This window comes from Actinoplanes sp. CA-030573 (genome assembly GCF_050951115.1).
Classification (GTDB): Bacteria; Actinomycetota; Actinomycetes; order Mycobacteriales; family Micromonosporaceae; genus Actinoplanes.
Window position 1 is genome coordinate 9,124,417 of record NZ_CP192038.1, and the last position, 22,546, is coordinate 9,146,962.

Below are 22,546 nucleotides of genomic sequence, written 5' to 3' on the forward strand. Positions count from 1 at the left end.
CGTCGCGCTGGTCGGCCGTCAGGGGTGGCCGATCAGCAGGCGTAGCGAGCCGAGGAACTCCGACTGGCCCCGCAAATGGCCGTACCTCCTCTCCCACTCACCGGTTGCCAGGTCGGACCGCAAGTCTTCGACGGCCCGGCGGGTCGCCTCGGCCGACACGAAGCTCCACGCCGACTGCGCCGCCCGTACCCGCGGATCGAGAAACTCCTCCGGCCGCGCGTAGAAGGCCTCGGTGAAGCCGTCCACGCAGTCGATCGGAATCGGCACCTCGATCACCTCCGTGCTCCGCCCGATGGCGGCCGCGATGTCCGGCACCGCCGGGTAACGGCGCCGCTCGGCCGCGATCAGCTCCGGTGCATACGCCGCGAGCCACAGCCGTTCCAACTCCTCTCCGTCGAAGGTCAGCACCACGACCGGGCCGCGCGCCACCCGGCGCAGCTCGGTCAGTCCGCGTGCCGTGTCGCGCCACTGGTGCACGGTCACGGTCGCCATCACCGCGTCGAAGGCGTCGTCGTCGAACGGCAACTGCTCCGCGGTCGCGTTCACGGCCGGCGCCGCGCCCGGCGGCCGTTGCGCGCGCATGGCGGCCGACGGCTCGACCGCCAGCACGTATCGGTCGTCGGGCTCGTAGGAGCCCGCCCCGGCGCCGACGTTGAGCACCGTGCGGGCGTCGCCGAGCGCCGAGTGGATCAGCGCGGCGATCCGCGGGTCGGGGCGACGGCGCCGTGCATAGCCCTGACCGTGGGTGTCGTAGTCGAAGTCTCCCGCGAGCGTCTGCGTCATGCCGGGCAAGCTAAACCCCTCCCCCAGGGGGAGAGTCAAGCTTCTTCTCGGCCTCGAGCCAGTGCTCGAGGCCGTCGAGGATGCGCTCGAGACCGAAGGCGAACCCCTCGTCCCAGATCTGCCGCGGGTCCACCTCGGTGATCGAGTTTTCCCTTCGCCACATGTCGAAGTGCGGGTGGTCGGGCGCGAGCTGGTCGAGGTAGGGCTCCAGCTCCTTGTAGAACTCGGTGATCGGCACGTTCCCCTGTTTCATCCCCGCGATCGCCGCGGCCTGCGTGGTGGCCGAGCCGATCGCATGCCCGTTGATCAGGGCGCCGACGTGCGACAGCGCGAACCCGGTGAACCCGGCCTCGGTGAGCAGCCCGATCATCCGGTCGCCCATGCGCATCGCGTTGGGTCCCAACGTGGGTCTGGTGCCGAGCAGACCGATCACCCAGGGATGGCGCAACAGCGTGGCGCGCATGCCGTTGGACAGCACCGACAGGCCGATGCGCCAGGGCGCGTCGCCCGGCTCCGGAACGTAGACCTCGCTCAGCACCTGGTCGACGGCGAGCTCGAGCAGCTCGTCCTTGTTCGCCACGTGCCAGTAGAGAGAGGTGGCGCCCGCGTCGAGCCGGGTGCCGAGCCGGCGCATGCTCAGGCCGGCCGTGCCCTCGGCGTCGAGCATCTCGATCGCGGCGCGGACGATCTGCTCGCGACTGAGTGTCGGCTGGCCACCACGGGTGCGGGGCGGCCGCGTCCACACCGAGTGGACGACATCCGGCTTCGAAGGCATGTCGCCATCTTATAAGCGGGTCGAACAGCGTGCGACTTCGATGGTACGGTGTGCGAGTCAATCGAACGCCGTACGAGAGAAGCCCGTCATGCCCGACCGCAACCCGCGCCGTTGGTGGATTCTCGGCGTGCTCTGCCTGAGCCTGCTCGTGGTCGTCATCGACAACATGGTCCTCAACATCGCGATCCCGTCGCTGATCCGCGACCTCGACGCGAGTCCGTCCGAGATCCAATGGATCATCGATTCCTACATCCTGGTCTTCGCGGGCCTCTTGCTCACGGCGGGCAGCCTTTCCGACCGGTACGGGCGGAGGCGTGGCCTGGTCATCGGGCTGATCGTGTTCGGGGGCGCCTCGGGGCTGGCTACGCTCTGCCAGACGCCCGAGCAGCTGATCGCCGCGCGCGGCCTGATGGGCGTCGGTGGCGCGTTCCTGATGCCGGGCACCCTCTCGATCCTCGCGACGGTCTTCGACGAGCAGGAGCGCAAGAAGGCGATCGCGATCTGGAGCTCGGTGCTGGCGCTCGGAGCGCTCGGCAGCCCGGTGATCGGCGGCGTGCTCCTCCAGCACTTCTGGTGGGGCTCGGTCTTCCTGGTGAACGTGCCGGTCGCCGCGCTCGGCGTGGTGGCGGCGTTGCTGATCATTCCCGAGTCGCGCGGTGCGGCGACCCGCCCCGATCCGCTCGGCGCCCTGCTCTCGATGGTCGGCTTGGCTGCCCTGGTCTGGGCCGTCATCTCGACCGCCCGGGACGGCTGGGGGTCGCCGCAGACGATCGGCGGCTTCGTGGTCGCCGCGCTCGGCATCACCGCGTTCGCGCTGTGGGAGCGCCGGGTCGCCGAGCCGATGCTGCCGATGGCGCTGTTCCGTGACCGCAACTTCGCCGGCGCGAGCCTGTCGATCGTCCTGTTGTCGTTCTCGGCCGGCGGCGTGGTGCTGGCCCTGACGCAGTACATCCAGTTCGTGCTCGGTTATCCGCCGATCCGGGCCGGGCTCGCGTTCATTCCGATGATCGTGACGGTGATGGCGTTCAACGGCGTGGGCGTGATCGTCGACAAACGGCTCGGCACGCGGGCGGCGCTGGCCATCGGGCTGCTCCTGATGCCGGGCGGGTTCGGCGTACTGGCCTCGATCGACCCGGGCGACGGCTACCTCAAGCTGGCCATCGGGCTGGTGGTGATCGGCGCCGGCAGCGGCACGGCCGGGCCCGCGGCGTACGGCACGCTGCTCGCCGCCCTGCCGCCGGAGCGGGTCGGGGTGGGCTCCGCGGTGAACGACACCGTCCAGCAGGTGGGCACGGCCCTGAGCGTCGCGGTGCTGGGCAGCGTGCTCACCGCCGCCTATCGCTCGGCGATGCCCACCGATGTGGTGGCCCAGGCGCGCGACTCGATCGGCGATGCCCTGCGAATCGCCGCCCAGACGGGAGATGCCGCGCTCGCCCAGGTGGCGAAGAATTCCTTTGTGGACGCCGTGGCTACCACCGCCCTTGTCGGCGTCTTCGGTGGCATCGCGGCGGCAATCGTGGCCACGATGGTCCTGCGTCCCAAGCCAAAGCCGGAAGCACCCACCGCCGGCGACGAGTCCGCACTCGTTCCCTCCCCGCAACCGGCGGCGTCCCCGCAACCGGCCGCGCCCCAGCAGCCGGCCGCGCCCCAGCAGCCGGCCGCGCCCCAGCAGCCGGCCGCATCCCTGCAACCGGCCGAGCCGCCGCAAGGGACCGAGCCACCGCAACCGGCCGAGCCGCCGCAAGGGACCGTGTCACCGCAACGGACCGAATCCCCGCAGGCGGAATCCCCGCAGACCGAATCGCCGCAGCGACTCCAGGTACCGCCGAGGGCAGGCTCGTTGCAACCAGCCGAGTCACGCCAAGAAGCCAAGTCATCGCAATGAAGGGCGGCCGGCCGGGCAGATCGACACGTGCCGCCCGAACCGCCGGGTTTCCCGCCCGGCCACGCGGGCGGCGCCTAGGGGCACGAGTGCGAGCGATCACCTCATGGCAGTCAACCCCGACTTGGCATAGGCGGGAAGACGGCGCTGCTGGCTGATCCCCACTCCTATTGCAGGATGTTGACCGCACGGGCGACGACCAGCACCGCGATGGCCAGGGACACGGCCGCTTCGGTCATCATCAGCAGCTTGGCCCACCCCTTGATCGCCGAAACGTCGGTGGGGCTGAACGCGGTGGCGGTCCAGAACGACAGAGACAGGTAATCTGCGAACCTCGGCACCCAGTCGGCCGACGTGTACTCGATGTGCTGCATCTCCGGGAAGACGAACGCCGGGCTCGCCCGCGGGTGGTAGGCCCGGGCGGCGGCGCCGCCACGGTCAAGATCCCAGTACCAAGCTCCGAAGTCCAGATGCCGCCAGCGGCGCCGTGATGTGTCGCAGCGGGCAGTCGTCGATGCCCTGCACGGGCAGACAAGGGCCGCCGACGCCGGCGAAGCCCGATCACGAGTCCCCGGTCGGTGAACGCCGCCGATTGCACTGTCGCCCGGTAAGGCGACGGATTCGGTTGAATGCAGTGGTCAGCCGCACGAGTTGATCAACGAGTGCCGACACCTTGACTAGATCCGACGATGGTCTCGCGACCAGAGAACGAGCCGAGGACGTGAGCACCCGGGGTGCCAGAGCGCGGATCTGCCGATGCGCGGATGCCCACGAACCGGCGCAGGTCTGGTCGGATTCGTCGGAGGGAAGTCGATTCGAACGCCCTTCGGGCGCATGCTGGTCGGGTGTACGAGGCCAGGGGGACGAGCGATGAGTGGTACCAACGCGCTGCGCGAGGCACTGCGAACCCAGCGGCGACTGATCGAGAAGCAGAGGAGAAGAAGCTCTGTCCGGAAGCAGGCAGCTAGGACCCGGCAGCTCGAGAGCACTCTACGGATCAGCGAAATCCAACAACGGCTACGACATTTGGGGGGGGCACCCTCCATCGGCAGCGCGAGTAACGAGCCGGTGTCGTCATTCGCACGGCTAGCCGCCGCCCGCGCCGAGCGCAGTGCGTACCTAAGCTGCGTTGCGGATGTGCAGCTGGACCAAATACACGACGACCTTGCCGTTGGCTTCGACGCTCTGATCGATATCTTCCAGATCTGGGCGGATCATTATTCGCGACGCCGGTAGCACACTCCAGGACACCGACAGTAACCACAACCGGCCCACCTGCCGCTAGCCGGCCGCGCCCAGACGTCGCTGCACGAGGTGCAGGACCGATCGCTCCATACCTGGGATCTACCCAACGCCCACACAAACCCGAGTAGTCGCACATCTGTACTAAGATGGCCTGGTGACCAGCACTTACCAGCCATCGATGCTCGACCTGATGGGCGGAGCCGCTCCCGCTCCCACGCTCGAGCCGCTGACGGGCCTCACCCGCCACCGGCTGACCGCCGGCGCCTGGGTCGATGTGCTGCCCGGGTGGCTGCAGGGTTCCGACGAGGTCTTCGAGACGCTGCTCGGCATCGATTGGCGGGCCGACCGCCGGCAGATGTATGACAGCGTCGTCGACGTTCCGCGCCTGCTGCGGTGGTATGGCGGCGACGAGCAGCTCCCGCATCCGGCGCTGACCGAGGCGCGCCGGTCGCTGTCCGCGCACTACGCCGACGAGTTGGGCGAGGAGTTCGTGACCGCCGGCATGTGCCTCTATCGGGACGGTCGCGACAGCGTCGCCTGGCACGGCGACACGATCGGCCGGTCGGCCCGGCACGACACGATGGTGGCGATCTTGTCGCTGGGTTCGCCGCGCTACCTGTCGCTGCGGCCGCGGGCGGGCAACCACGAGACGTTGCGCTTCCCGCTGGGCCACGGCGACTTGATCGTCATGGGCGGCTCCTGCCAGCGAACCTGGGAGCACGCGATCCTCAAGACGGCAAAACCGGTGGGGCCGCGCATCAGCGTGCAGTTCCGCCCGATCAACGTGGCCTGACCAAAAGGCCGCCGGCACGGAGAGGGTGCCGGGGGCGGGAGGCGGAAGTCGCGGCGCGCGTCGCATGCAGTGGTCGACGCGGCGGCCGGCGAAACGAACGCGGCGCGGGACGGCTGCGAGCGGGCGCAAGCGCGGGACGGCTGCGAGCGGGCGCAAGCGCGGGACGGCTGCGAGCGGGCGCGGGTCGACTGCGAGCGGGCGCGAGTCGACTGCGAGCGAACACGAGCGCGGGACGGCTGTGGGCGCGAGCCGGGTCGCGGGACGACTCTGACCGCGAGCGGGGCCGCAGGACGACTGTGACCGCGGGCGGGCGGTTGGGCGCACACGGACCGCGGCAAAGGCGGGCCCGGCCAAGCAAAGCGTGCTGCGCGATGGCGATGGGGTGCGGGATGGCGCGGCACGGCGCGGCGGGGCGGCACGGCGCGGCGCTGCCGGGACGGCACGGCGCGGCGGGGAAGGGCGGCGAGGCGTTGCAGGCCCGCGGCGGGCGGCGGCGGGCGGCGCTGCAGGCAGGCGATGCTGCGAGGCGGGGCTGCGCTCCAGGGCGGGGCGGGGCGGCGGGTGGGCACGGTGCGGGGCGGCCAGCGGGGCATGGAGGCGCTCGGCGGCCATCGATGGGCGCCTAAGGCTCGGTGCGGTAACGAGGCGGTTGCGAGCGGTTGACGCGGCTGGCCGGAAAGTTACACTCCAAGTGTAAAAAGTTGACCTTCGCACCATCCACTCAGGACGTCCATCGGTCCGTGAGGTGACTATGGCAAATGGCGATGAGCAGGGACTTTCTCTCCATCATGTGACGGTTCGCTTTGGCGGGCTGCTCGCTCTCGACGATGTCTCGCTGCGGGTGGCGCCGGGGCGGGTGGTGGGGATCATCGGGCCCAACGGGGCCGGGAAGACGACGCTCTTCAATGTGATCTGTGGGTTTGTGGCGCCGCAGTCGGGGGCCATCACGCTTGACGGGCGGGCGTTTCGGCCTCGGGCCCATCAGTTGAGCAAGCATGGCATCGCGCGGACGTTGCAGGGAGTGGGGCAGTTCGGCGGGATGACCGTGCTCGACAACGTCCTGGTCGGGCAGCGCCGCGGAGGCGGGGACGTCGAGGCGGCGTACGCGGCCCTGGAACGTTGTGGGGTTGCGGAGTTCGCCCAGGCGTACCCGGGGATGCTTCCCTACGCCAAGCGCACGCGGGTCGAGTTGGCTCGGGCGCTGGTCAGCCGGCCCCGGATTCTCATGCTGGACGAGCCGGCCGGTGGGCTCGACGCCGAGGAGATCGACTGGCTGGCCGACCTGATCCGGGAGGCGGAGACGACCGTCCTGCTCGTCGAGCATCACATGGATCTGGTCATGTCGGTGTGCGACGAGATTCTCGTGCTCGACTTCGGGAAGCCGATCGCGCTCGGGACGCCGGGTGAGATCCGCACCGACGCCAAGGTGGCCGAGGCCTATCTGGGGGCCGCCGCGTGAGTGCGTTGCTACAGGTGGAGGGGCTCACCGCGGGATACGGCGCGGCGCCGGTGCTGCATGACGTCGACCTGGCGGTGGGTGCGGGGCGCATCGTCGCGGTTCTCGGGGCCAACGGCGCGGGCAAGACGACGCTTCTGCGTACGCTCTCCGGATTGTTGCCGCCCGCGGCCGGCCGGATCGTCTTCGATGGGCTTGACCTGCGCGGGGTGAAGGTCGAGCGGATGGTGCGGCACGGCATCGCGCACGTGCCCGAGGGACGCGGCGTCGTCACCGAGCTGACCGTGGACGAGAACCTGCGGCTCGGCGGGTTGTGGAAAAGGCGAGAGCGAAGGCGACGGCGCGAGGAGAAGACCGCCCTCGACGAGATCTACGAGCTGTTCCCCGCCATCGCCGACCGGAAGAACCACCTCGGCCATCAGCTGTCCGGCGGCGAGCGGCAGATGCTCGCGATCGGCCGCGCCCTGGTCGCCCAGCCGCGGCTGCTGCTGCTCGACGAGCCGTCGCTCGGGCTGGCGCCGCGGATCACGGCGCAGATCATGGGGCTGCTGCGGGATCTGCGCGATCGCACCGGGCTCGCCGTGCTGCTGGTCGAGCAGAACGTGCGCAGCGCGCTGTCGATCGCCGACGAGGGTGTGGTGCTCAACCTCGGCCGGGTCGCCGCCCGGCAGGACGCGGCCACGCTCGCCGACGACGCCGATCTCCGGCACGCCTACCTGGGGTTCTGACATGGACCGATTCCTTTACCTGACCTTCGACGGGCTCAGCCGGGGCGCGGTCTACGCGGCGTTCGCGCTGGCCCTGGTGCTGATCTGGCGGGCCGCGCGGATCGTGAACTTCGCGCAGGGCGCGATGGCGGTGGCGACCGCGTACGCCGGCTACTCCGTGACCAATGCGACCGGCTCCTACTGGCTCGGGTTCGCCGTGGCGATCGTGAGCGGCCTCGTGCTCGGCGCGGTGGTCGAGCGGGTGGTGATGCGCTTCGTCGACCACTCGTCCCCGCTCAACGGCGTCGTCGTGGCGCTCGGGCTCGTGCTGATCATTCAGGGCGTGCTCGGCATGATCTACGGCAACGAGTTCCGCCCGGCCGCGACCCCGTTCAGCCGCGACGCGTTCCAGATCGGCGGCGTCGCGCTGCTGTCGCGCTACGACCTGTTCGTCTTCGGCGCGGTGGGCGCGGTGGTCGTCCTGCTCACGCTTCTTTTCACCCGTACGCCTACCGGCCTGCGCATGCGGGCGGCAGCTTTCGCGCCCGACGTCTCGCGCCTGCTCGGGGTGCCGGTCAGCGGGATGCTGACGCTGGGCTGGGCGCTCGCCGCCGCGGTCGGGTCCCTGGCCGGGATGCTGGTCATCCCCACCGAGCTCGGCCTGCACCCCAATGCGATGGACGTGGTGTTCATCTCGGCGTTCACGGCGGCGGTGCTCGGCGGCCTGGACAGCCCGGTCGGCGCGGTGGTCGGCGGACTCGTCGTCGGGCTGCTGCTGGCCTACGTGAGCGGCTACCTGGGCGCGAACGTGGCCCCGATGGCGGTGCTGATCCTGCTCGTGCTGGTGCTGCTGGGCCGGCCGAACGGGCTGTTCTCGAAGGCGAAAGCGAGGACCGCATGACGATCGTCGCCAAGAAGCCGATCAAGACGGCTGATCGGGTCGCGAAGAGCCGGCAATACCTGCCGCTGTTGGGAGTGTTGGCAGGCGCGGCCATCGTCATCGCGCTCACCTACACGCTGCCGCCGTTCCGGAACTACCAGTTGGCGACCATCGGGGCGTACTTCTGCGTGACCGCGGGACTGACCGTCCTCACCGGACTGAACGGGCAGCTCAGCCTCGGCCACGGCGCCCTGATGGCGACCGGCGCCTACGCGATGGCCCTGTGGCAGAACAAGTTCAACCTGCTGCTGCCCGGGATCGCGGTCGCGGTGATCGCCACCACCGTGGCCGGGGCCGTCATCGGCCTGGCCGCGGCGCGGCTGCGCGGTCCCTACCTGGCCGGCCTCACCCTGGGCGTAGCCGTCGTCGTCCCCAGCATCACCAGCACCTTCGACGGGACGTTCAACAGCGACCAGGGGCTGACCGTGTCGCTCGACCCGCCACCCGGCGTCATCCCGGTCGAACAGTGGCAGGCGTGGATCTGCTGGTCGGCCGCGCTGATCACGGTGCTGCTCCTGGCGTACCTCATCCGGGGTCGTTTCGGCCGCGACATGCGCGCGGTGCGCGACGACGAGACGGCGGCCAAGCTCGCCGGTGTCTCCGTCGCGCGTACCCAGGTCCTCGCCTTCGTGGTCTCCTCCGCCTGCGCCGGCCTGGCCGGCGCCCTCTTCGCCGTGCTCGCCCAGAGCGTCTCCCCCGGCGCCTTCCCGCTCACGCTCTCGCTGTTCCTGGTGATGGCGATCGTGATCGGCGGTCTCGGACGGCTGTGGGGCGCGCTGATCGGGGCGGTGCTGCTGGTGGCGCTGCCCTCGGTCGCCCAGTCGATCGCCGAGGACGCGGGGTCGCAGAAGCTCGAGGGCAATCTCGCGCTCACCTTCTTCGGCGTCGTCCTCGTCGTCGTCATGCTCGCCGCCCCCGGCGGGCTTGCCTCCCTAAGAGTTCCGCGCAGAAAGCAGAAAGGCCGCCAATGAAACGCACCGCGACCGTCCTCGCCGCGCTGCTGCTGGCCGCAGGCTGCAGCAACGGAAACAGCAATAGCAGTGGTGGTGGCACCAGCAACACGCCGGGCGTGACCGACACCGAGATCCTGGTCGGCACGCACCAGCCGCTCACCGGCCCGGCCGCCGCCGGATATTCCTCGATCGCCCCGGCCACCAAGGCCTACTTCGACTACGTCAACGCGAACGGCGGCGTCAACGGCCGCAAGATCACCTACAAGATCATGGACGACGGCTACAACCCGTCGAACACCCAGCAGGTCGTGCGTCAGCTGGTGCTGCAGGACAAGGTCTTCGCGATCCTCAACGGCCTGGGCACCCCGACGCACACCGGCGTGCTGGACTTCCTCAAGACCAACCGGGTGCCCGACCTCTTCGTCGCCAGCGGCAGCCGCAGCTGGAACCAGCCGGACAAGTACTCGGGCACGTTCGGGTTCAACCCCGACTACACGGTCGAGGGCAAGATCCTGGCCACGTACGTGAAGACGACGTACCCGGGCAAGAAGGTCTGTTTCCTCGGCCAGGACGACGACTTCGGGCGGGACAGCCTGGCCGGCATCGAGAAGGTCCTCGGCCCGGTGGCGGCCAAGCAGAACTACGTGACCAGCAACCCCAACGTCGGGCCGCAGATGGGCGCGCTCAAGGCGGCGGCGTGCGACGTCGTCATGCTGGCCACCATCCCCGGCTTCACCGCACTGTCGATCGGCACCGCCGCGAAGATCGGTTTCAAGCCGCAGTTCGTGGTCAGCAACGTCGGATCGGACCCGACCACCCTGGCCAAGACGCTGGGGGCGGCGGCCCCGCTGCTCGAGGGCGTGGTGGCGGCCAACTACCTCCCGCTGGCGACCGACGACGCGAACCCGTGGATCCAGCTCTACAAGAAGGTCAACTCCCAGTTCAACAACAACGCGACCTTCGACAACAACGTCGTGTACGGCATGTCGGTCGGCTACCTGTTCGTCCAGGCGCTGCAGTCGGCCGGCAAGGATCTGACCCGGGACAAACTGGTCGCGGCGGTCGAGAAGGGCGGATTCACCGGCCCCGGACTGGTCCCGCTGCGATTCTCGGCGCAAGATCATTCGGGGTACGCGGGCGAGCAGCTGACCAAGCTGGTCGGCGGCAAGGCGACCTACTTCGGCACGCCCTACCAGACCGATGACGGTGACGGCGCCGTCACCGCATACTCGGGGGCGGCGGTCACGCCTCCCCAGAACGGCATTCCCGCGGCGCAGTAGCGTCTGGGGTCGAGAAACTCTTTCAACGCAGAGGAGCGGCGATGGCGGACCAAGTGGCGATCGTGACCGGGGCCAGCAGGGGAATCGGCTTCGCCATCGCGCAACGCTTCGTTGCGGAGGGCTACCAGGTGGCCATCACCGGCCGCAACGCGGAGGCGCTCGATCAGGCCGCGCGCGACCTGGGCGGGCCCGACGTGGCGATCGGCATCCCCGGCAAGGGCGACGACCCCGACCACCGGGCCGCGGTGATCGACACCGTGCTGGGCCAGTTCGGCCCGATCACCACGCTGGTCAACAACATCGGGATCAACCCGGCGTACGGCCCGCTCGGCTCGCTCGACCTCGGCGCCGCCCGCAAGATGATCGACGTGAACGTGCTCGGCACCCTCGGCTGGGTGCAGGAGGCGCTGCGCGGCGGTCTGACCGAGGGCGGCGCCATCGTCAACATCTCGTCGATCTCCGGCATCCGCCCGGCGCCGGGGATCGCGTTCTACGGGGTGACCAAGGCCGCGTTGATCCACCTCACCGAGGAGCTGGCCGTCGAGCTGGCGCCGAAGGTGCGGGTCAACGCGGTCGCCCCGGCCGTGGTCAAGACCAAGTTCGCGACCGCGCTCTACGAGGGCCGCGAGGAGCAGGTGTCGGCCACCTACCCGCTCAAGCGCCTCGGCGTGCCCGAGGACGTGGCCGGCGCGGTCGCGTTCCTCTGCGGGCCGGACGCGGCGTGGATCACCGGCCAGACCGTCGTGATCGACGGCGGCGTCACGCTGACCGGGTCGGTGCAGTGACCGCGGCCGACCTCACCGGGCGGCCCGTCGCGGCGCGGCGGGTCGTGGTCACCGGGGCCGGCGGCGGCATCGGGGCGGCGCTCGCCCGCCGGTTCGCCGCCGACGGCGCGTCGGTGCTGGTGAGCGACCTCGACGGGGACGCCGCGGCGGCGGTGGCGAGCGAGATCGGCGGCCGGGCCGTGCCGGCCGACGCGGCGAACGAGGACGACACCCGCCGGCTGATCGAGACGGCCTGGGCCGAGCTCGGCGGCGTCGACCTCTTCTGCTCCAACGCCGGCGTGCTGACCGCCGGCGACGAGAACACCCCGGACGCGGCCTGGACCCGGGACTTCTCGGTGAACGTGATGTCGCACGTCTACGTCACCCGGCACCTGTTGCCACGCTGGCTGGACCAGGGCTCGCCCAAGCGGCTGCTCGTCACGGTCAGTGCGGCGGGGCTGCTCTCGATCCTGGGCAGCGCCTCCTATGCGGTCACCAAGCACGGCGCTCTCGCCTATGCGGAGTGGCTGCGGGCGACGTACGCGCATCGGGGTTTGATCGTGCAGGCGCTCTGCCCGCAAGGCGTGCGCACCGACATGCTCACCCGCGGTGGCGAGCGCGGGAGCGCGAGCGCCGCGATGCTGGCCGACGGCGCGCTGGAGCCGGGAGAGGTCGCCGAGGTCGCGGCCAAGGCGATCGAGGGCGAGAGCTTCCTGATCCTGCCGCACCCCGAGGTCGCCGATTACTACAAGCTACGGGCGTCCGATACCGATCGGTGGCTGGGCGGGATGAACAAGATCCAGCGGGCGTTCGAGGCGGGTGGCGCGCGGTGAAGGGTCTCGATCTCGCGGCCCTGCAGGCCTATCTCGGCTCGAAGACCGAGATTTCCGGGCGAATGTTCGCTGGTGGCCGGTCGAACCTGACCTATGCGATCACCGACGGGTCGCAGCGCTGGGTCCTGCGGCGTCCACCGCTGGGGCATGTCCTGCCCACCGCGCACGACATGGCCCGCGAACACCGCGTCCTGGAAGCGCTGTCGAAAGCCGGCTTCCCGGCGCCGCGGCCCGTGCTGCTCTGTACCGACATTTCCGTCATCGGCGCACCGTTCTATCTGATGGAGCACGTCGACGGCCGGATTTATCGCGACGAATCGGACCTGGAAGCGCTCGGCGCCGCCCCGCTCCACGGGCTGATCCTGGACCTGGTGGACACGCTGGCCGATCTGCACTCGCTGAAACCCGAGGCGATCGGGCTCGGCGACTTCGGCAAGGCCGAGGGCTTCAACGAGCGTCAGGTACGGCGATGGAAGAAGCAGCTCGACGCCTCCCGCAGCCGTGACGTGGCCGGGATCGACGAGCTGCACGCGCGGCTGGCCGTGGACATCCCGGCCGGCGGCCCCGGCGCGGTCGTGCACGGCGACTACCGGCTCGACAACGTACTGATCGGTGACCGGCTGCAGATCAACGCGGTGCTGGACTGGGAGATGTCCACGCTCGGCGACCCGCTCAGCGACGTCGCGCTCATGCTGGTCTATGCCGGGTTGCCGCTGCAGGTCGCGGACGGCCGGGCGACCGTACCGCTGGATGTGCCCGGTCATCCCACCCTGGGTGAGATGACCGACCGTTATGCGTCGCGCAGCGGACGCGACGTGAGTGACCTGCACTGGTACGTGGCATTCGCCGCATTCAAGCTCGCCGTGATCCTCGAAGGCGTGCACTACCGATACGTTCAGGGGCAGACGGTCGGTGGCGGCTTCGAGACGATCGGCAACCTGGTCGGCCCGCTGGTGATGCGCGGCCACGAGGCGCTGGAGGGGAACTGATGGAGTTCGGCTTCGACGCGAAGACCGAGGACTACCGCAAGCGGTTGCTGTCCTTCATGGATTCGTACGTCTACCCGGCCGAGCCGTCGCTGGCCGACCACGAGGGCTGGGGACCGCCGGCGGTGCTGCCCGATCTCCAGAGGGAGGCGCGCGCGGCCGGCCTGTGGAACCTTTTCCTGCCCGGCGAGCACGGTGCCGGGCTGACCAACCTCCAGTACGCGCCGCTCGCCGAGATCACCGGCCGGAGTCCGTCGCTGGCGCCGGCCGCGTTGAACTGCGCCGCGCCCGACACCGGGAACATGGAGGTGCTGTCGGAGTTCGGCTCTGCCGACCAGAAGCGCGATTGGCTCGAGCCGCTGCTGGAGGGGACGATTCGGTCGGCTTTCGCGATGACCGAGCCGGCCGTGGCCTCCTCCGACGCGACGAACATCGGCACGTCGATCGTGCGCGACGGCGACTCCTACGTGATCAACGGCCACAAGTTCTACATTTCCGGCGCGATGAACCCGAACTGCAAGATCTTCATCGTGATGGGCAAGACCGATCCGACCGCCGCGCGCCACCTGCAGCAGAGCATGATCCTGGTGCCGCGGGACACGCCGGGCGTGCGCATCTCCCGTGGGATGCGGGTCTTCGGCTACACGGACGGTGACCACGGCGGCCATGCCGAGGTCTACTTCGAGGACGTACGCGTGCCCGCCGCCAATTTGATCGGCACGCCCGGGAGCGGGTTCGCCATCTCGCAGGCCCGCCTCGGCCCCGGGCGCATCCACCACTGCATGCGGCTGATCGGGATGGCCGAGCGCGCCCTCGAGCTGATGTGCACGCGAGCGCTGGCCCGCACCCCGTTCGGCAAGCCGCTGGCCGAGCAGGGCGTCGTGCAGGACTGGATCGCCGAGTCCCGGGTGCGCATCGAGCAGGCGCGGCTGCTGGTGCTGAAGGCGGCCTGGCTGATGGACACGGTCGGCAACAAGGGCGCGCACACCGAGATCCAGGCCATCAAGATCACGGTGCCGTCCACGGTGGAATGGATCATCGACAAGGCGATCCAGACGTACGGGGCGGCCGGCGTCGGCCAGGACACGCCGCTCGCCTCCCTGTGGGCCGCCGCGCGTACCCTGCGTCTCGCCGACGGCCCCGACGAGGTGCACAAACGATCGCTGGCCCGCCGCGAGCTGAACCGCTACCGGAGTGACCGGTGACCGCTTCGACCCCGCGCGTCGACGGCCGGACGGCCCGCTCGGAGCGCACCCGGAACGCCATCGTCGACGCCCACCTGCAGCTCATCCGCGAGGGCGACCTGCGCCCGACGGCCGAGAAGATCGCCAAGCAGGCCGGGGTGTCGCTGCGGGCCTTGTGGAGCCATTTCGCCGACATGGAGGCCCTGTTCGCCGCCAGCGGCGAGCGGGTCCTGGAGTTGCGCGACGCCGGCCACCGGCCGGTGTCGCCCAAGCTGCCGCTCCCCGACCGAATCGAGGCATACGTCAAACAGCGGGCGCGCATGCTGGAGCAGATCGCACCTAACGCCAAGGCGTCCGCGCTGAAGGAGCCGTTCTCGGAGACGTTGCAGAAGTACCGGCGGTTGCACGTCGCACGGGTGCGCGATGAGCTCGCCGTGCTGTTCGCGTCCGAGATCTCCGGGAACGAGGAGCTGTTGAACGCGCTGACCGCGGTGAGCATGTGGCCCACCTGGTCAACCTGGCGCGAGGCGATGAACATGTCCGTGAGCGCGTCCCGGGCGGCGCTGGCCCGCACGATCACGGCGTTGCTGACGACGGCCTGACCGGTCGGGGTCGGGCGTTGCGCAGGCGGATGCCGCTGTGGCCGACCGTGCTCTCGATGACCTCGTCCCAGAAGTCCCAGAGATTGGCGAGCAGGCGCAGCTGGATGCCGGCCGAAGCGTGCGCCTCGATCAGGTCGCCCACCGGCTCCGGCGGGCCGAGCGGCCGCACCGCCGTCGTGGCGACCAGGGCGTGCGGCTCGGCGCCCGGCGAGGCCACCTGGTGGAACGCGTCGTCGGCGAAGCGGTAGGCGTACAGCTTCGTCGTGTGCATCGCGTCCAGCCAGGCGTACTCGATGGCGTGGACCCGCGTGCCGCAGCCGGCGCCGATGATGCGGTCGCGGTCGGCCGGTGTGGTGCCTTCGCGGACCCACGCCATCGCGCGCGGGCATTGCCGGGGGAACCAATAGCTGGGCGCGTTGCGGCCATCCACCGCCCAGACGTACGGGACATCCGTGTCCGATGTGCGGGCGACATGCGGCTCGAAGACCGTCAGAGTGGGGTCCTCCGAGAAATGGATGACCTCGCCCGGACCGGGCCGCATCAGAGCTGAACCACCGAGCGGGCGCCCTCCCCGCGGGCCATCCGGTCGAACGCGGCGGGCACGTCGGCCAGCGTGATGCGGTCGGAGATCAGGTGGTCGACCGAGAGCCGGCCGGTGAGCACGTCGTCGGCCAGGCGGGGGATCTCGGCGTCGAAGTCGGCGTTGCCGTAGACGGACGACCGCAGCGTACGGGCCGAGGAGAAGATGTCCAATGCGGACAGCTGCACCAGGTCGTCGTTGCTGCCCATGCCGACCACCGTGACCTTGCCGCCGCGGCGGGTCGCCCGCCAGGCCGCGCGGATCGTGACCGCCCGGCCCACGCACTCGATCGCGTGGTCGGCGCCGCGGCCCGACGTGCGCACCCGGATCTCCTTGGAGAGCGCGTCCGACGAGACCACGAAATCGGTGGCGCCGGCCGCTTCGGCCAGCTCCTTCTTGGCCTCGGACACGTCCACGGCGATCACGTCCGAGGCGCCGGCCGCGCGGGCCGCCGCCACCACCGACAGGCCCACGCCGCCCAGGCCGATCACCACGACCGACTCGCCCGGGGCCACCTGGGCGGTGTTGCGCACGGCGCCGGTCGCGGTCAGCACGCCGCAGCCGAGCAGCGCCGCCCGGTCCAAGCCGAGCGACGACGGCACCCGGATCACCGCGTTCTCGGGGGCGATCACCTCGGTGGCGAACGCGCCGAGGCCGAGCGCCACGTGCACCGGCGCGCCGTCGAGCGTGATGCCGTTCTCCAGGGCCGCGACCCCGGACGACGTCGAGCACAGCCACGGCTCGCCGTTGGTGCAGAACCAGCAGGTCCGGCACGGCGGCTGCCAGTTGAGCACCACGTGGTCACCGACGGCGGCCCGGGTCACGTGCGCGCCCGCATCGACCACCTCGCCGGCCGCCTCATGACCGAGGACGAGGGGGTACGGGGCCCGGATCGTCCCGTTCACCATGGACAGGTCGGAGTGGCACACCCCGGCGGCCCGCACCCGGACCCGCACCTGGCCCGGCCCGACCTCGGGCAGCCGCAGCTCGGCCACCTCGGGCCGGGCGCCGGCCGACCGCACCACCACGCCGTTGAAGTATGTCGTCATCGCTGGATCGCCTTCACCTGACGGAACTCGTCCAGACCGTACTCGCCGAGCTCGCGTCCCACACCCGACTGCTTGTATCCGCCGAACGGCGCGAACGGGTTGAACGCGCCGCCGTTGACGTCGACGGCGCCGGTCCGCATCCGCCGGGCCACGGCCAGCGCCCGCTCCGGCGAGCCCCAGACGCCGCCGGCCAGCCCGTACCGCGAGTTGTTGGCGATCGCCACCGCCTCGTCGTCGTCGCCGAACGGGATGATCGACAGCACCGGCCCGAAGATTTCCTCCTGGGCCAGCTCGCTGTCCGGGTCGACATCGGCGAAGACGGTCGGCGCCACGAAGTGCCCGGCCGCGGGCACCGGCGCGTCGAGGCCGCCGGCCACGAGCCGCGCCGAGGCCCGCTCGACGAAGCCACGGACCCGCGCGCGCTGGGCGCCGGAGACCAGCGGGCCGAGCCGGGTGCCCTCGTCGAACGGGTCGCCGACCGAATAGCCGGACGCGGTCTTCGCCGCGAGCGAGACCGCCTCGTCGTAGTGCGACCGGTGCACCAGCATCCGGGTCCAGGCCGTGCAGGTCTGCCCCGAGTTGAGGAACGCGTTGCCCACGCCCACCTTCACCGCCTTGGTGACGTCGGCGTCCTCGAGGATGACGTTCGCCGACTTGCCGCCGAGCTCGAGCGCGACCTTGGCGATCCGGTCGGCGGCCGCGTGCGCGATCGCCTTGCCGGTCGCGGTCGACCCGGTGAACGAGACCATGTCGACGCCCGGGTGCCCGGCGATGGCCGCGCCGACGACCGGGCCGGTGCCGGTGACCATGTTGAGCACCCCGGCCGGCACCCCGGCCTCCACCGCCGCGTCCATCAGGAGGTACGCGACCAGCGGCGTCAGCTCGCTCGGCTTCAGCACCACCGTGCAACCGGCGGCCAGCGCTGCCGCCACCTTGGCCACGACCTGGTGCAGCGGGTAGTTCCACGGGGTGATCGCCCCGACAACTCCCACTGGTTCCCGCTCGATCAGGGAATTTCCGATTTGTTCGGCAGCCGACCCGCGCGCGGCCAGATCGGCGTACCCCCGAAGGACCGTGAGCGGAAGTCCCGCCTGGACCGCCTTCGCCACCTTGAGCGGCGTGCCCAGCTCGAGCCCCACCGTTTTGGCGACCTCGTCGGCCCGGGCCGACAGCGCCGTGTGCAGCCGATCGAGCACCGCCCCGCGCTCGGCCATCGGCGTCGCCGCCCAGCCGTCGAAGGCGTCGCGGGCCGCCGCAACCGCGCGGTCGACGTCGGACGCCGTGCCCGCCGGCACGTGCGCGATGACCTCTTCCGTGGCCGGGTTCTCCACCTCGATGGAGGACGAGCCGGAGGAGGGCACCCACTCCCCGGCGATGAACAGGTGCGGTCGGTCTAGCGAGGTCATCGGCGGACACCCATCTCGTGTCGGGCCCGGAGGCCGCTGATCAACAGGTCGAGGCCGAGTTCGAAGGCGCCCTCGTCCACGGCCTCATGATGCGCCGCCAGCAGCGGCGCGCGGTGCAGATGCGGGTACTGGTCATAGAGCTCGGGATCGATGTCGAAGCCCAGCGCGAACGAGCCCAGCGCCGAGCCGGTCACCAGGTAGCGCATGAGCGCGCCGATGTGCGTGGCCCGGGCCGGCGGCCACCCGGCCTCGACCAGCGCGCCGAAGACGGCCTCGGCCATGGCCAGGCCGGCCGGGCGCCGGCCGGGCCCCTGGGCGAGCACCGGCACGATGTTCGGATGGCGGGCCAGCACCGCGTGGTACGAGGTGGCCCAGGCCCGCAGCGCCTCGTGCCATTCCAGCCGGCCGAAGACGGTGAGATCGACCTGCTCGACCACGGCGTCGGCGACCGCGTCGACGATCTCGGCCTTGGTCGGGAAGTGGTTGTAGAGCGACGGTCCCTGGACGCCGAGCTCGGTCGCCAGCCGGCGCATCGAGAGCGCCTCGAGCCCTTCGGCGTCGATGAGCGCGCCCGCGGCGGCGAGGATCCGCTCACGGGTCAGCAAGGCCTGCTTGGGTCGCGCCATCTTTCACCAATCTCCCAGGATTCAGCACTGGACGCGCAAAAACTTACACCGCTAGTTTAAGGGACATGGACTTCTCGCTCACCGACGAGGAACGTGCGATTCGCGACACCGCTCGTCAGTTCATCACCAAAGAGGTCATGCCGCTGGAGCAGGAGGCGCTGCTCCGCGAGCGCCGCCACCAGCCCGGCCTCGAGCTCAGCGAGCTTCGCGAGCTTCAGCAGAAGGCCAAGAAGTTCGGCTTCTGGGGCCTGTCCACGCCGGAGGAGTACGGCGGGATGAACCTGCCGGCCGTCCTCCAGTCGCTGATCTGGACCGAGGTGGGCCGCACCTTCGTGCAGTTCAAGTTCGGCGGCGAGGCCGACAACATCCTCTATTTCGCGAACGCGTCCCAGCGGGAGGAGTTCCTGCTGCCGACGATCGAGGGCGACCGCATCTCCTGCTTCGCGATCACCGAGCCGGGCGCCGGCTCGGACGCCGCGAACATCAAGCTGCGGGCCGTGCGCGACGGCGACGACTGGGTGCTCAACGGCGAGAAGACCTTCATCACGAACGGGAACGACGCCGACTTCGCGATCGTGGTGGCGGTGACCGACCCGTCGAAGCGGGCCAGCGCCGGCGGCGCCACCGCCTTCCTGGTCGACCGGTCGATGGGCTGGCGCTCCGAGTTCATCCAGACCATGGGCGAGGGCGGTCCGGCGTCGCTCATCTTCGACGACGTACGCGTGCCGCACCGCAACATCCTCGGCGAGATCGGTCAGGGCTTCGAGCTCGGCATGAAGTGGATCGGCAAGGGCCGCTACCTCATCCCCTCCAACGCCCTGGGCATCGCCGAGCGGGCGCTGGGCATGGCGATCGAGTACGCGAACACCCGCGAGACGTTCGGCGCCAAGATCGGCACGAACCAGGCGATCCAATGGATGATCGCCGATTCCGAGGTCGAGATCGAGGCGGCCCGCTGGCTGATCCTCCGTGCCGCCTGGACCGTTGACCAAGGCGGGGACCCAAGGCACTCTTCGTCAATGGCGAAGCTGTACGGCGCGGGCATGGTCAACCGGGTCGTGGACCGGGTCATGCAGATCCACGGCGGCATGGGCTACACCCGTGAGCTGCCGATCGAGCGCTGGTACCGCCAGGTTCGCCTGATGCGCATCTACGAGGGCACCGACGAGATGCAGCGTCTGATCATCTCCCGCGACCTGCTGCGGGGGTACACCAAGATCGGAGGGCACCTGGCATGACGCAGTTGTCGCTGGCCACCGTCCTGGCCGAGGCGGCCCGGAAATATCCCGACAAGCTGGCGGTGATCGACAGCGCGACCACCGAGCGGATCACCTACCGCGACCTCTGGAAGCAGACCTTGGCGTACGCGGCCGGCCTGCGCGAGCTCGGCATCGGTCCCGGCGACACGGTCGCCATCCAGATCCCCAACCTGGCCGACTTCCCCCGCGTCTACTACGCCGTCCTGGCGGTCGGCGCCACGATCGTCCCCATGCACCTGCTGCTGACCCCGTCCGAGAACGCCTACGTGCTCTCCGACAGCGGGGCGAAGCTGCTGGTCGCGCACTCCAGCCAGCTCGCCAACGCGGTCGAGGCCTCGAAGATCGCCAGTGTTCCCGTCGTCTCGGTCGGCCCTGCCGTCGAGGGCGTCCGCCGGCTCGAGGACGCGGCGTCGGCCGTGCCGCCGCTGCGCACGTACGTCTCTCGCGAGGCCGAGGACGTGGCGGTGGTCTTCTACACCAGCGGCACCACCGGGAAGCCGAAGGGCGCCCTGCTCACCCACCTCAACCTCGTGATGAACACGATGGTCAACGTCTTCGACATCCACGATCTGCGCGACGACGACGTGGTCATGGGCTGCCTGCCGCTGTTCCACACGTTCGGGCAGACGGTCGGGATGAACGGCACTTTCCGGCTCGGCGGCACCATCGTGCTGCTGGCCCGGTTCACCGGCGAGGCGGCGATCGACCTGATGGTCAAGGAGAACGTGACCATCTTCCACGGCGTGCCGACCATGTACATCGGGTTGCTCGAGGCCGCGCCGAAGGCCGACCGGCTGCCCGAGCTGCGGCTCTGCGTCTCGGGCGGCGCGTCGCTGCCGGTGGCGGTGCTGGAGAAGTTCAGCGAGACGTTCCACGCGACCGTCTTCGAGGGCTACGGCCTCTCCGAGACGTCGCCGACCGCGACCACCAACCAGCCCGCGTTCGGGGTGAAGGCGGGCACGGTCGGGCACCCGATCTGGGGCGTCGAGGTCGAGATCGCCCGGCCCGAGATCGACGAGCGGATCGAGTTCCTGGAGAACGGCGAGCTCGGCGAGATCGTGATCCGGGGGCACAACGTCTTCTCGGCCTACCTCAACAACCCCGAGGCGACCGCGCAGGCGGTGGTCGACGGCTGGTTCCGCACCGGCGACCTCGGCACCAAGGACGACGAAGGCTTCATCACGATCGTCGACCGCAAGAAGGACCTGGTGATCCGCGGCGGCTTCAACGTCTACCCGCGGGAGGTCGAGGAGGCGCTGGCCCGGCATCCGGCCGTCCAGCAGGTGGCGGTCATCGGCGTGCCGGACGCGGTCCTCGGCGAGGAGATCTGCGCGGTGGTCGTGGCCGACCCCGGCGGGGTCACCGCCGAGGAGCTCATCGAGTGGTCACGGGAGAAGCTCGGCAAGCACAAGTACCCCCGCCAGGTGCGCTTCGCGGAGTCGCTGCCGCTGGGGCCGAGCATGAAGGTGCTCAAGCGGGAGCTGCGGAAGACGTACTCAACCCCGCAGTAGTGGAGGCAGGGCGGCGACGATCGGCTTGTCCGCGGGCAGCCAGCGCACACTGTCCAGCTCGTCCGCGGACAGCCAGCGCATGGCGGTGTGCTCCAGCGCCTCGGGCGTGTCGCCGTCCAGCAGCCGCACGGCGAAGACCCGGAGCACGGCCCGGCCGTGCGCGAGCGGGACATCGGGGCCGACCCGGGCGCCGACCTCGACGCGTACGCCGAGCTCCTCCACGCACTCGCGGGCGAGCGCCTCCTCGTCGGTCTCGCCCGGCTCGACCTTGCCGCCCGGGAACTCCCAGCGGCCGGCCACCTCGGGCGGCGCCGAGCGCTCGCAGGCAAGCACGCGACCGTCGGTGATGATGGCGGCTCCGACGATTACTCGCCGTGATTTCACGGCGCTGACGTGCTGTTCCCCCGGCATGGGAATTGAGCTTTCCACAAAAAGTCACCGTTCAGGTTGCCCGAGCCGTCCCGATCGTCACGCAAACACGTATATGTGGGCGTGGACATGCTTGTCCCGGAAGGCAAGACTGTGGGCACCGACCATGACGACACGGCGACAGTTTGGCCACAAGCCGGCAACGACGCCTAGGGGGTGCGGCGATGCGGGCCAGAAGACGGCGGGGGAACGGCTCCGACTATCTGACGGACGCACTTGCTCAGCTGAGCGGCTGGACGCGGGACGGCGTTCAGCTCAAGCGCGAGCTGGCATGCGACGAGAGTCAGCATGCCGCATTGACGGAACGAATCAAGGTGGCGGCGGACACACTGCGCATAAGGCCCAGTATCCGGCGGCTCGACGGTCACACTCAGATCTGCCTGGGCGCCCGGGACGGCGACGCCATCACCGACGGTGAGGTCACCCTGGCCGCGCGGATCGAGGACTTCTACCGGACCGTGGTCGGGGCGACGCAGACGACGCCATAGAGGCGGCTCGCTAGG

Annotated in this window: 23 protein-coding genes; 15 read left to right on the top strand and 8 right to left on the bottom strand. The window is 70.1% G+C overall.

The features are described from left to right. Nucleotides 1–18: 18 nt before the first annotated feature. Both ACQP2F_RS42195 and ACQP2F_RS42200 read right to left on the bottom strand, forming a co-directional pair. Entirely contained in the window at nucleotides 19–783 is a 765-nt protein-coding gene (locus ACQP2F_RS42195) for a class I SAM-dependent methyltransferase (RefSeq protein WP_433297935.1), read from the bottom strand. Between the two features lie 10 nt (nucleotides 784–793). Continuing rightward, nucleotides 794–1,558, bottom strand: a complete 765-nt coding sequence (locus tag ACQP2F_RS42200; RefSeq protein ID WP_433297937.1) for a TetR/AcrR family transcriptional regulator — start codon at nucleotides 1,556–1,558, stop codon at nucleotides 794–796. An 88-nt stretch (nucleotides 1,559–1,646) separates the two neighbouring features. On the opposite strand from ACQP2F_RS42200, the gene ACQP2F_RS42205 reads away from it, so the two are divergent. Continuing rightward, nucleotides 1,647–3,443: an MFS transporter gene (locus ACQP2F_RS42205; protein ID WP_433297939.1), complete on the top strand. Its 1,797-nt coding sequence runs from the start codon at nucleotides 1,647–1,649 to the stop codon at nucleotides 3,441–3,443. Between the two features lie 164 nt (nucleotides 3,444–3,607). Here ACQP2F_RS42205 and ACQP2F_RS42210 read toward each other — a convergent pair whose 3' ends face one another. Beyond that, complete coding sequence (locus tag ACQP2F_RS42210) at nucleotides 3,608–3,814, bottom strand: hypothetical protein (RefSeq protein WP_433297941.1); 207 nt, start codon at nucleotides 3,812–3,814, stop codon at nucleotides 3,608–3,610. A 1,025-nt stretch (nucleotides 3,815–4,839) separates the two neighbouring features. Between ACQP2F_RS42210 and ACQP2F_RS42215 the strand changes: the two genes are divergently transcribed. The 11 genes from ACQP2F_RS42215 (at nucleotide 4,840) to ACQP2F_RS42265 (ending at nucleotide 15,183) form a co-directional block, all read left to right on the top strand. After that, on the top strand, nucleotides 4,840–5,478 hold the full coding sequence (locus ACQP2F_RS42215) for an alpha-ketoglutarate-dependent dioxygenase AlkB (protein WP_433297944.1): 639 nt from the start codon (nucleotides 4,840–4,842) through the stop codon (nucleotides 5,476–5,478). A gap of 751 nt (nucleotides 5,479–6,229) precedes the next feature. Beyond that, nucleotides 6,230–6,937 carry an ABC transporter ATP-binding protein gene (locus tag ACQP2F_RS42220; protein WP_433297946.1) on the top strand — a complete coding sequence of 236 codons (708 nt, stop codon included), beginning with the start codon at nucleotides 6,230–6,232 and terminating at the stop codon, nucleotides 6,935–6,937. Then, nucleotides 6,934–7,662 carry an ABC transporter ATP-binding protein gene (locus ACQP2F_RS42225; protein ID WP_433297948.1) on the top strand — a complete coding sequence of 243 codons (729 nt, stop codon included), beginning with the start codon at nucleotides 6,934–6,936 and terminating at the stop codon, nucleotides 7,660–7,662. The genes ACQP2F_RS42220 and ACQP2F_RS42225 overlap by 4 nt, the downstream gene beginning before the upstream one ends. A gap of 1 nt (nucleotide 7,663) precedes the next feature. Next, a complete protein-coding gene (locus ACQP2F_RS42230) occupies nucleotides 7,664–8,542 on the top strand; it encodes a branched-chain amino acid ABC transporter permease (RefSeq protein ID WP_433297951.1) in 879 nt (292 codons plus the stop codon). Next, nucleotides 8,539–9,552, top strand: coding sequence for a branched-chain amino acid ABC transporter permease (locus ACQP2F_RS42235; protein WP_433297953.1), 1,014 nt, complete (start codon nucleotides 8,539–8,541; stop codon nucleotides 9,550–9,552). Before ACQP2F_RS42230 ends, ACQP2F_RS42235 begins: the two co-directional genes overlap by 4 nt. Further along, nucleotides 9,549–10,814, top strand: coding sequence for an ABC transporter substrate-binding protein (locus ACQP2F_RS42240; protein ID WP_433297956.1), 1,266 nt, complete (start codon nucleotides 9,549–9,551; stop codon nucleotides 10,812–10,814). Before ACQP2F_RS42235 ends, ACQP2F_RS42240 begins: the two co-directional genes overlap by 4 nt. A gap of 41 nt (nucleotides 10,815–10,855) precedes the next feature. After that, entirely contained in the window at nucleotides 10,856–11,599 is a 744-nt protein-coding gene (locus tag ACQP2F_RS42245) for an SDR family oxidoreductase (protein WP_433297959.1), read from the top strand. After that, nucleotides 11,596–12,411, top strand: a complete 816-nt coding sequence (locus ACQP2F_RS42250) for an SDR family oxidoreductase (RefSeq protein ID WP_433297962.1) — start codon at nucleotides 11,596–11,598, stop codon at nucleotides 12,409–12,411. The genes ACQP2F_RS42245 and ACQP2F_RS42250 overlap by 4 nt, the downstream gene beginning before the upstream one ends. Beyond that, on the top strand, nucleotides 12,408–13,400 hold the full coding sequence (locus ACQP2F_RS42255; protein ID WP_433297964.1) for a phosphotransferase family protein: 993 nt from the start codon (nucleotides 12,408–12,410) through the stop codon (nucleotides 13,398–13,400). Before ACQP2F_RS42250 ends, ACQP2F_RS42255 begins: the two co-directional genes overlap by 4 nt. Next, entirely contained in the window at nucleotides 13,400–14,602 is a 1,203-nt protein-coding gene (locus ACQP2F_RS42260) for an acyl-CoA dehydrogenase family protein (protein ID WP_433297967.1), read from the top strand. The genes ACQP2F_RS42255 and ACQP2F_RS42260 overlap by 1 nt, the downstream gene beginning before the upstream one ends. Further along, nucleotides 14,599–15,183, top strand: a complete 585-nt coding sequence (locus ACQP2F_RS42265) for a TetR/AcrR family transcriptional regulator (RefSeq protein ID WP_433297970.1) — start codon at nucleotides 14,599–14,601, stop codon at nucleotides 15,181–15,183. Before ACQP2F_RS42260 ends, ACQP2F_RS42265 begins: the two co-directional genes overlap by 4 nt. Here the strand turns inward: ACQP2F_RS42265 and ACQP2F_RS42270 are convergent. From ACQP2F_RS42270 to ACQP2F_RS42285, 4 genes are read right to left on the bottom strand one after another with little or no spacing between them, the layout of a single operon-like run. Beyond that, the gene (locus tag ACQP2F_RS42270; protein WP_433297973.1) at nucleotides 15,158–15,724 is read right to left on the bottom strand and encodes a DUF6886 family protein; all 567 of its coding nucleotides are present in this window, start codon (nucleotides 15,722–15,724) and stop codon (nucleotides 15,158–15,160) included. The two genes, ACQP2F_RS42265 and ACQP2F_RS42270, sit on opposite strands and share 26 nt — an antisense overlap. Further along, on the bottom strand, nucleotides 15,724–16,812 hold the full coding sequence (locus tag ACQP2F_RS42275) for an alcohol dehydrogenase catalytic domain-containing protein (protein WP_433297975.1): 1,089 nt from the start codon (nucleotides 16,810–16,812) through the stop codon (nucleotides 15,724–15,726). Before ACQP2F_RS42275 ends, ACQP2F_RS42270 begins: the two co-directional genes overlap by 1 nt. Next, the gene (locus ACQP2F_RS42280) at nucleotides 16,809–18,218 is read right to left on the bottom strand and encodes an aldehyde dehydrogenase family protein (protein ID WP_433297978.1); all 1,410 of its coding nucleotides are present in this window, start codon (nucleotides 18,216–18,218) and stop codon (nucleotides 16,809–16,811) included. The genes ACQP2F_RS42275 and ACQP2F_RS42280 overlap by 4 nt, the downstream gene beginning before the upstream one ends. After that, nucleotides 18,215–18,844: a TetR/AcrR family transcriptional regulator gene (locus tag ACQP2F_RS42285; protein ID WP_433297981.1), complete on the bottom strand. Its 630-nt coding sequence runs from the start codon at nucleotides 18,842–18,844 to the stop codon at nucleotides 18,215–18,217. Before ACQP2F_RS42285 ends, ACQP2F_RS42280 begins: the two co-directional genes overlap by 4 nt. A 65-nt stretch (nucleotides 18,845–18,909) precedes the next feature. Here ACQP2F_RS42285 and ACQP2F_RS42290 point away from each other — a divergent pair, with 65 nt between their 5' ends. Next, on the top strand, nucleotides 18,910–20,082 hold the full coding sequence (locus tag ACQP2F_RS42290; RefSeq protein WP_433297985.1) for an acyl-CoA dehydrogenase family protein: 1,173 nt from the start codon (nucleotides 18,910–18,912) through the stop codon (nucleotides 20,080–20,082). Then, nucleotides 20,079–21,614, top strand: a complete 1,536-nt coding sequence (locus tag ACQP2F_RS42295) for a long-chain-fatty-acid--CoA ligase (RefSeq protein WP_433297988.1) — start codon at nucleotides 20,079–20,081, stop codon at nucleotides 21,612–21,614. The genes ACQP2F_RS42290 and ACQP2F_RS42295 overlap by 4 nt, the downstream gene beginning before the upstream one ends. On the opposite strand, the gene ACQP2F_RS42300 is transcribed toward ACQP2F_RS42295, so the two are convergent. Then, the gene (locus ACQP2F_RS42300) at nucleotides 21,600–22,025 is read right to left on the bottom strand and encodes a (deoxy)nucleoside triphosphate pyrophosphohydrolase (protein WP_433297990.1); all 426 of its coding nucleotides are present in this window, start codon (nucleotides 22,023–22,025) and stop codon (nucleotides 21,600–21,602) included. The two genes, ACQP2F_RS42295 and ACQP2F_RS42300, sit on opposite strands and share 15 nt — an antisense overlap. A 182-nt stretch (nucleotides 22,026–22,207) precedes the next feature. On the opposite strand from ACQP2F_RS42300, the gene ACQP2F_RS42305 reads away from it, so the two are divergent. Beyond that, on the top strand, nucleotides 22,208–22,531 hold the full coding sequence (locus tag ACQP2F_RS42305; protein ID WP_433297992.1) for a 4a-hydroxytetrahydrobiopterin dehydratase: 324 nt from the start codon (nucleotides 22,208–22,210) through the stop codon (nucleotides 22,529–22,531). Nucleotides 22,532–22,546 lie beyond the last annotated feature (15 nt).

Coding starts and splice junctions, on each gene's coding strand:
- ACQP2F_RS42305 (WP_433297992.1), top strand. CDS start 22,208: ATGCGGGCCAGAAGACGGCGGGGGAACGGCTCCGACTATCTGACGGAC.
- ACQP2F_RS42220 (WP_433297946.1), top strand. CDS start 6,230: ATGGCAAATGGCGATGAGCAGGGACTTTCTCTCCATCATGTGACGGTT.
- ACQP2F_RS42280 (WP_433297978.1), bottom strand. CDS start 18,218: ATGACCTCGCTAGACCGACCGCACCTGTTCATCGCCGGGGAGTGGGTG.
- ACQP2F_RS42235 (WP_433297953.1), top strand. CDS start 8,539: ATGACGATCGTCGCCAAGAAGCCGATCAAGACGGCTGATCGGGTCGCG.
- ACQP2F_RS42200 (WP_433297937.1), bottom strand. CDS start 1,558: ATGCCTTCGAAGCCGGATGTCGTCCACTCGGTGTGGACGCGGCCGCCC.
- ACQP2F_RS42270 (WP_433297973.1), bottom strand. CDS start 15,724: ATGCGGCCCGGTCCGGGCGAGGTCATCCATTTCTCGGAGGACCCCACT.
- ACQP2F_RS42285 (WP_433297981.1), bottom strand. CDS start 18,844: ATGGCGCGACCCAAGCAGGCCTTGCTGACCCGTGAGCGGATCCTCGCC.
- ACQP2F_RS42245 (WP_433297959.1), top strand. CDS start 10,856: ATGGCGGACCAAGTGGCGATCGTGACCGGGGCCAGCAGGGGAATCGGC.
- ACQP2F_RS42210 (WP_433297941.1), bottom strand. CDS start 3,814: ATGCAGCACATCGAGTACACGTCGGCCGACTGGGTGCCGAGGTTCGCA.
- ACQP2F_RS42240 (WP_433297956.1), top strand. CDS start 9,549: ATGAAACGCACCGCGACCGTCCTCGCCGCGCTGCTGCTGGCCGCAGGC.
- ACQP2F_RS42230 (WP_433297951.1), top strand. CDS start 7,664: ATGGACCGATTCCTTTACCTGACCTTCGACGGGCTCAGCCGGGGCGCG.
- ACQP2F_RS42290 (WP_433297985.1), top strand. CDS start 18,910: ATGGACTTCTCGCTCACCGACGAGGAACGTGCGATTCGCGACACCGCT.
- ACQP2F_RS42275 (WP_433297975.1), bottom strand. CDS start 16,812: ATGACGACATACTTCAACGGCGTGGTGGTGCGGTCGGCCGGCGCCCGG.
- ACQP2F_RS42295 (WP_433297988.1), top strand. CDS start 20,079: ATGACGCAGTTGTCGCTGGCCACCGTCCTGGCCGAGGCGGCCCGGAAA.
- ACQP2F_RS42205 (WP_433297939.1), top strand. CDS start 1,647: ATGCCCGACCGCAACCCGCGCCGTTGGTGGATTCTCGGCGTGCTCTGC.
- ACQP2F_RS42195 (WP_433297935.1), bottom strand. CDS start 783: ATGACGCAGACGCTCGCGGGAGACTTCGACTACGACACCCACGGTCAG.
- ACQP2F_RS42300 (WP_433297990.1), bottom strand. CDS start 22,025: ATGCCGGGGGAACAGCACGTCAGCGCCGTGAAATCACGGCGAGTAATC.
- ACQP2F_RS42260 (WP_433297967.1), top strand. CDS start 13,400: ATGGAGTTCGGCTTCGACGCGAAGACCGAGGACTACCGCAAGCGGTTG.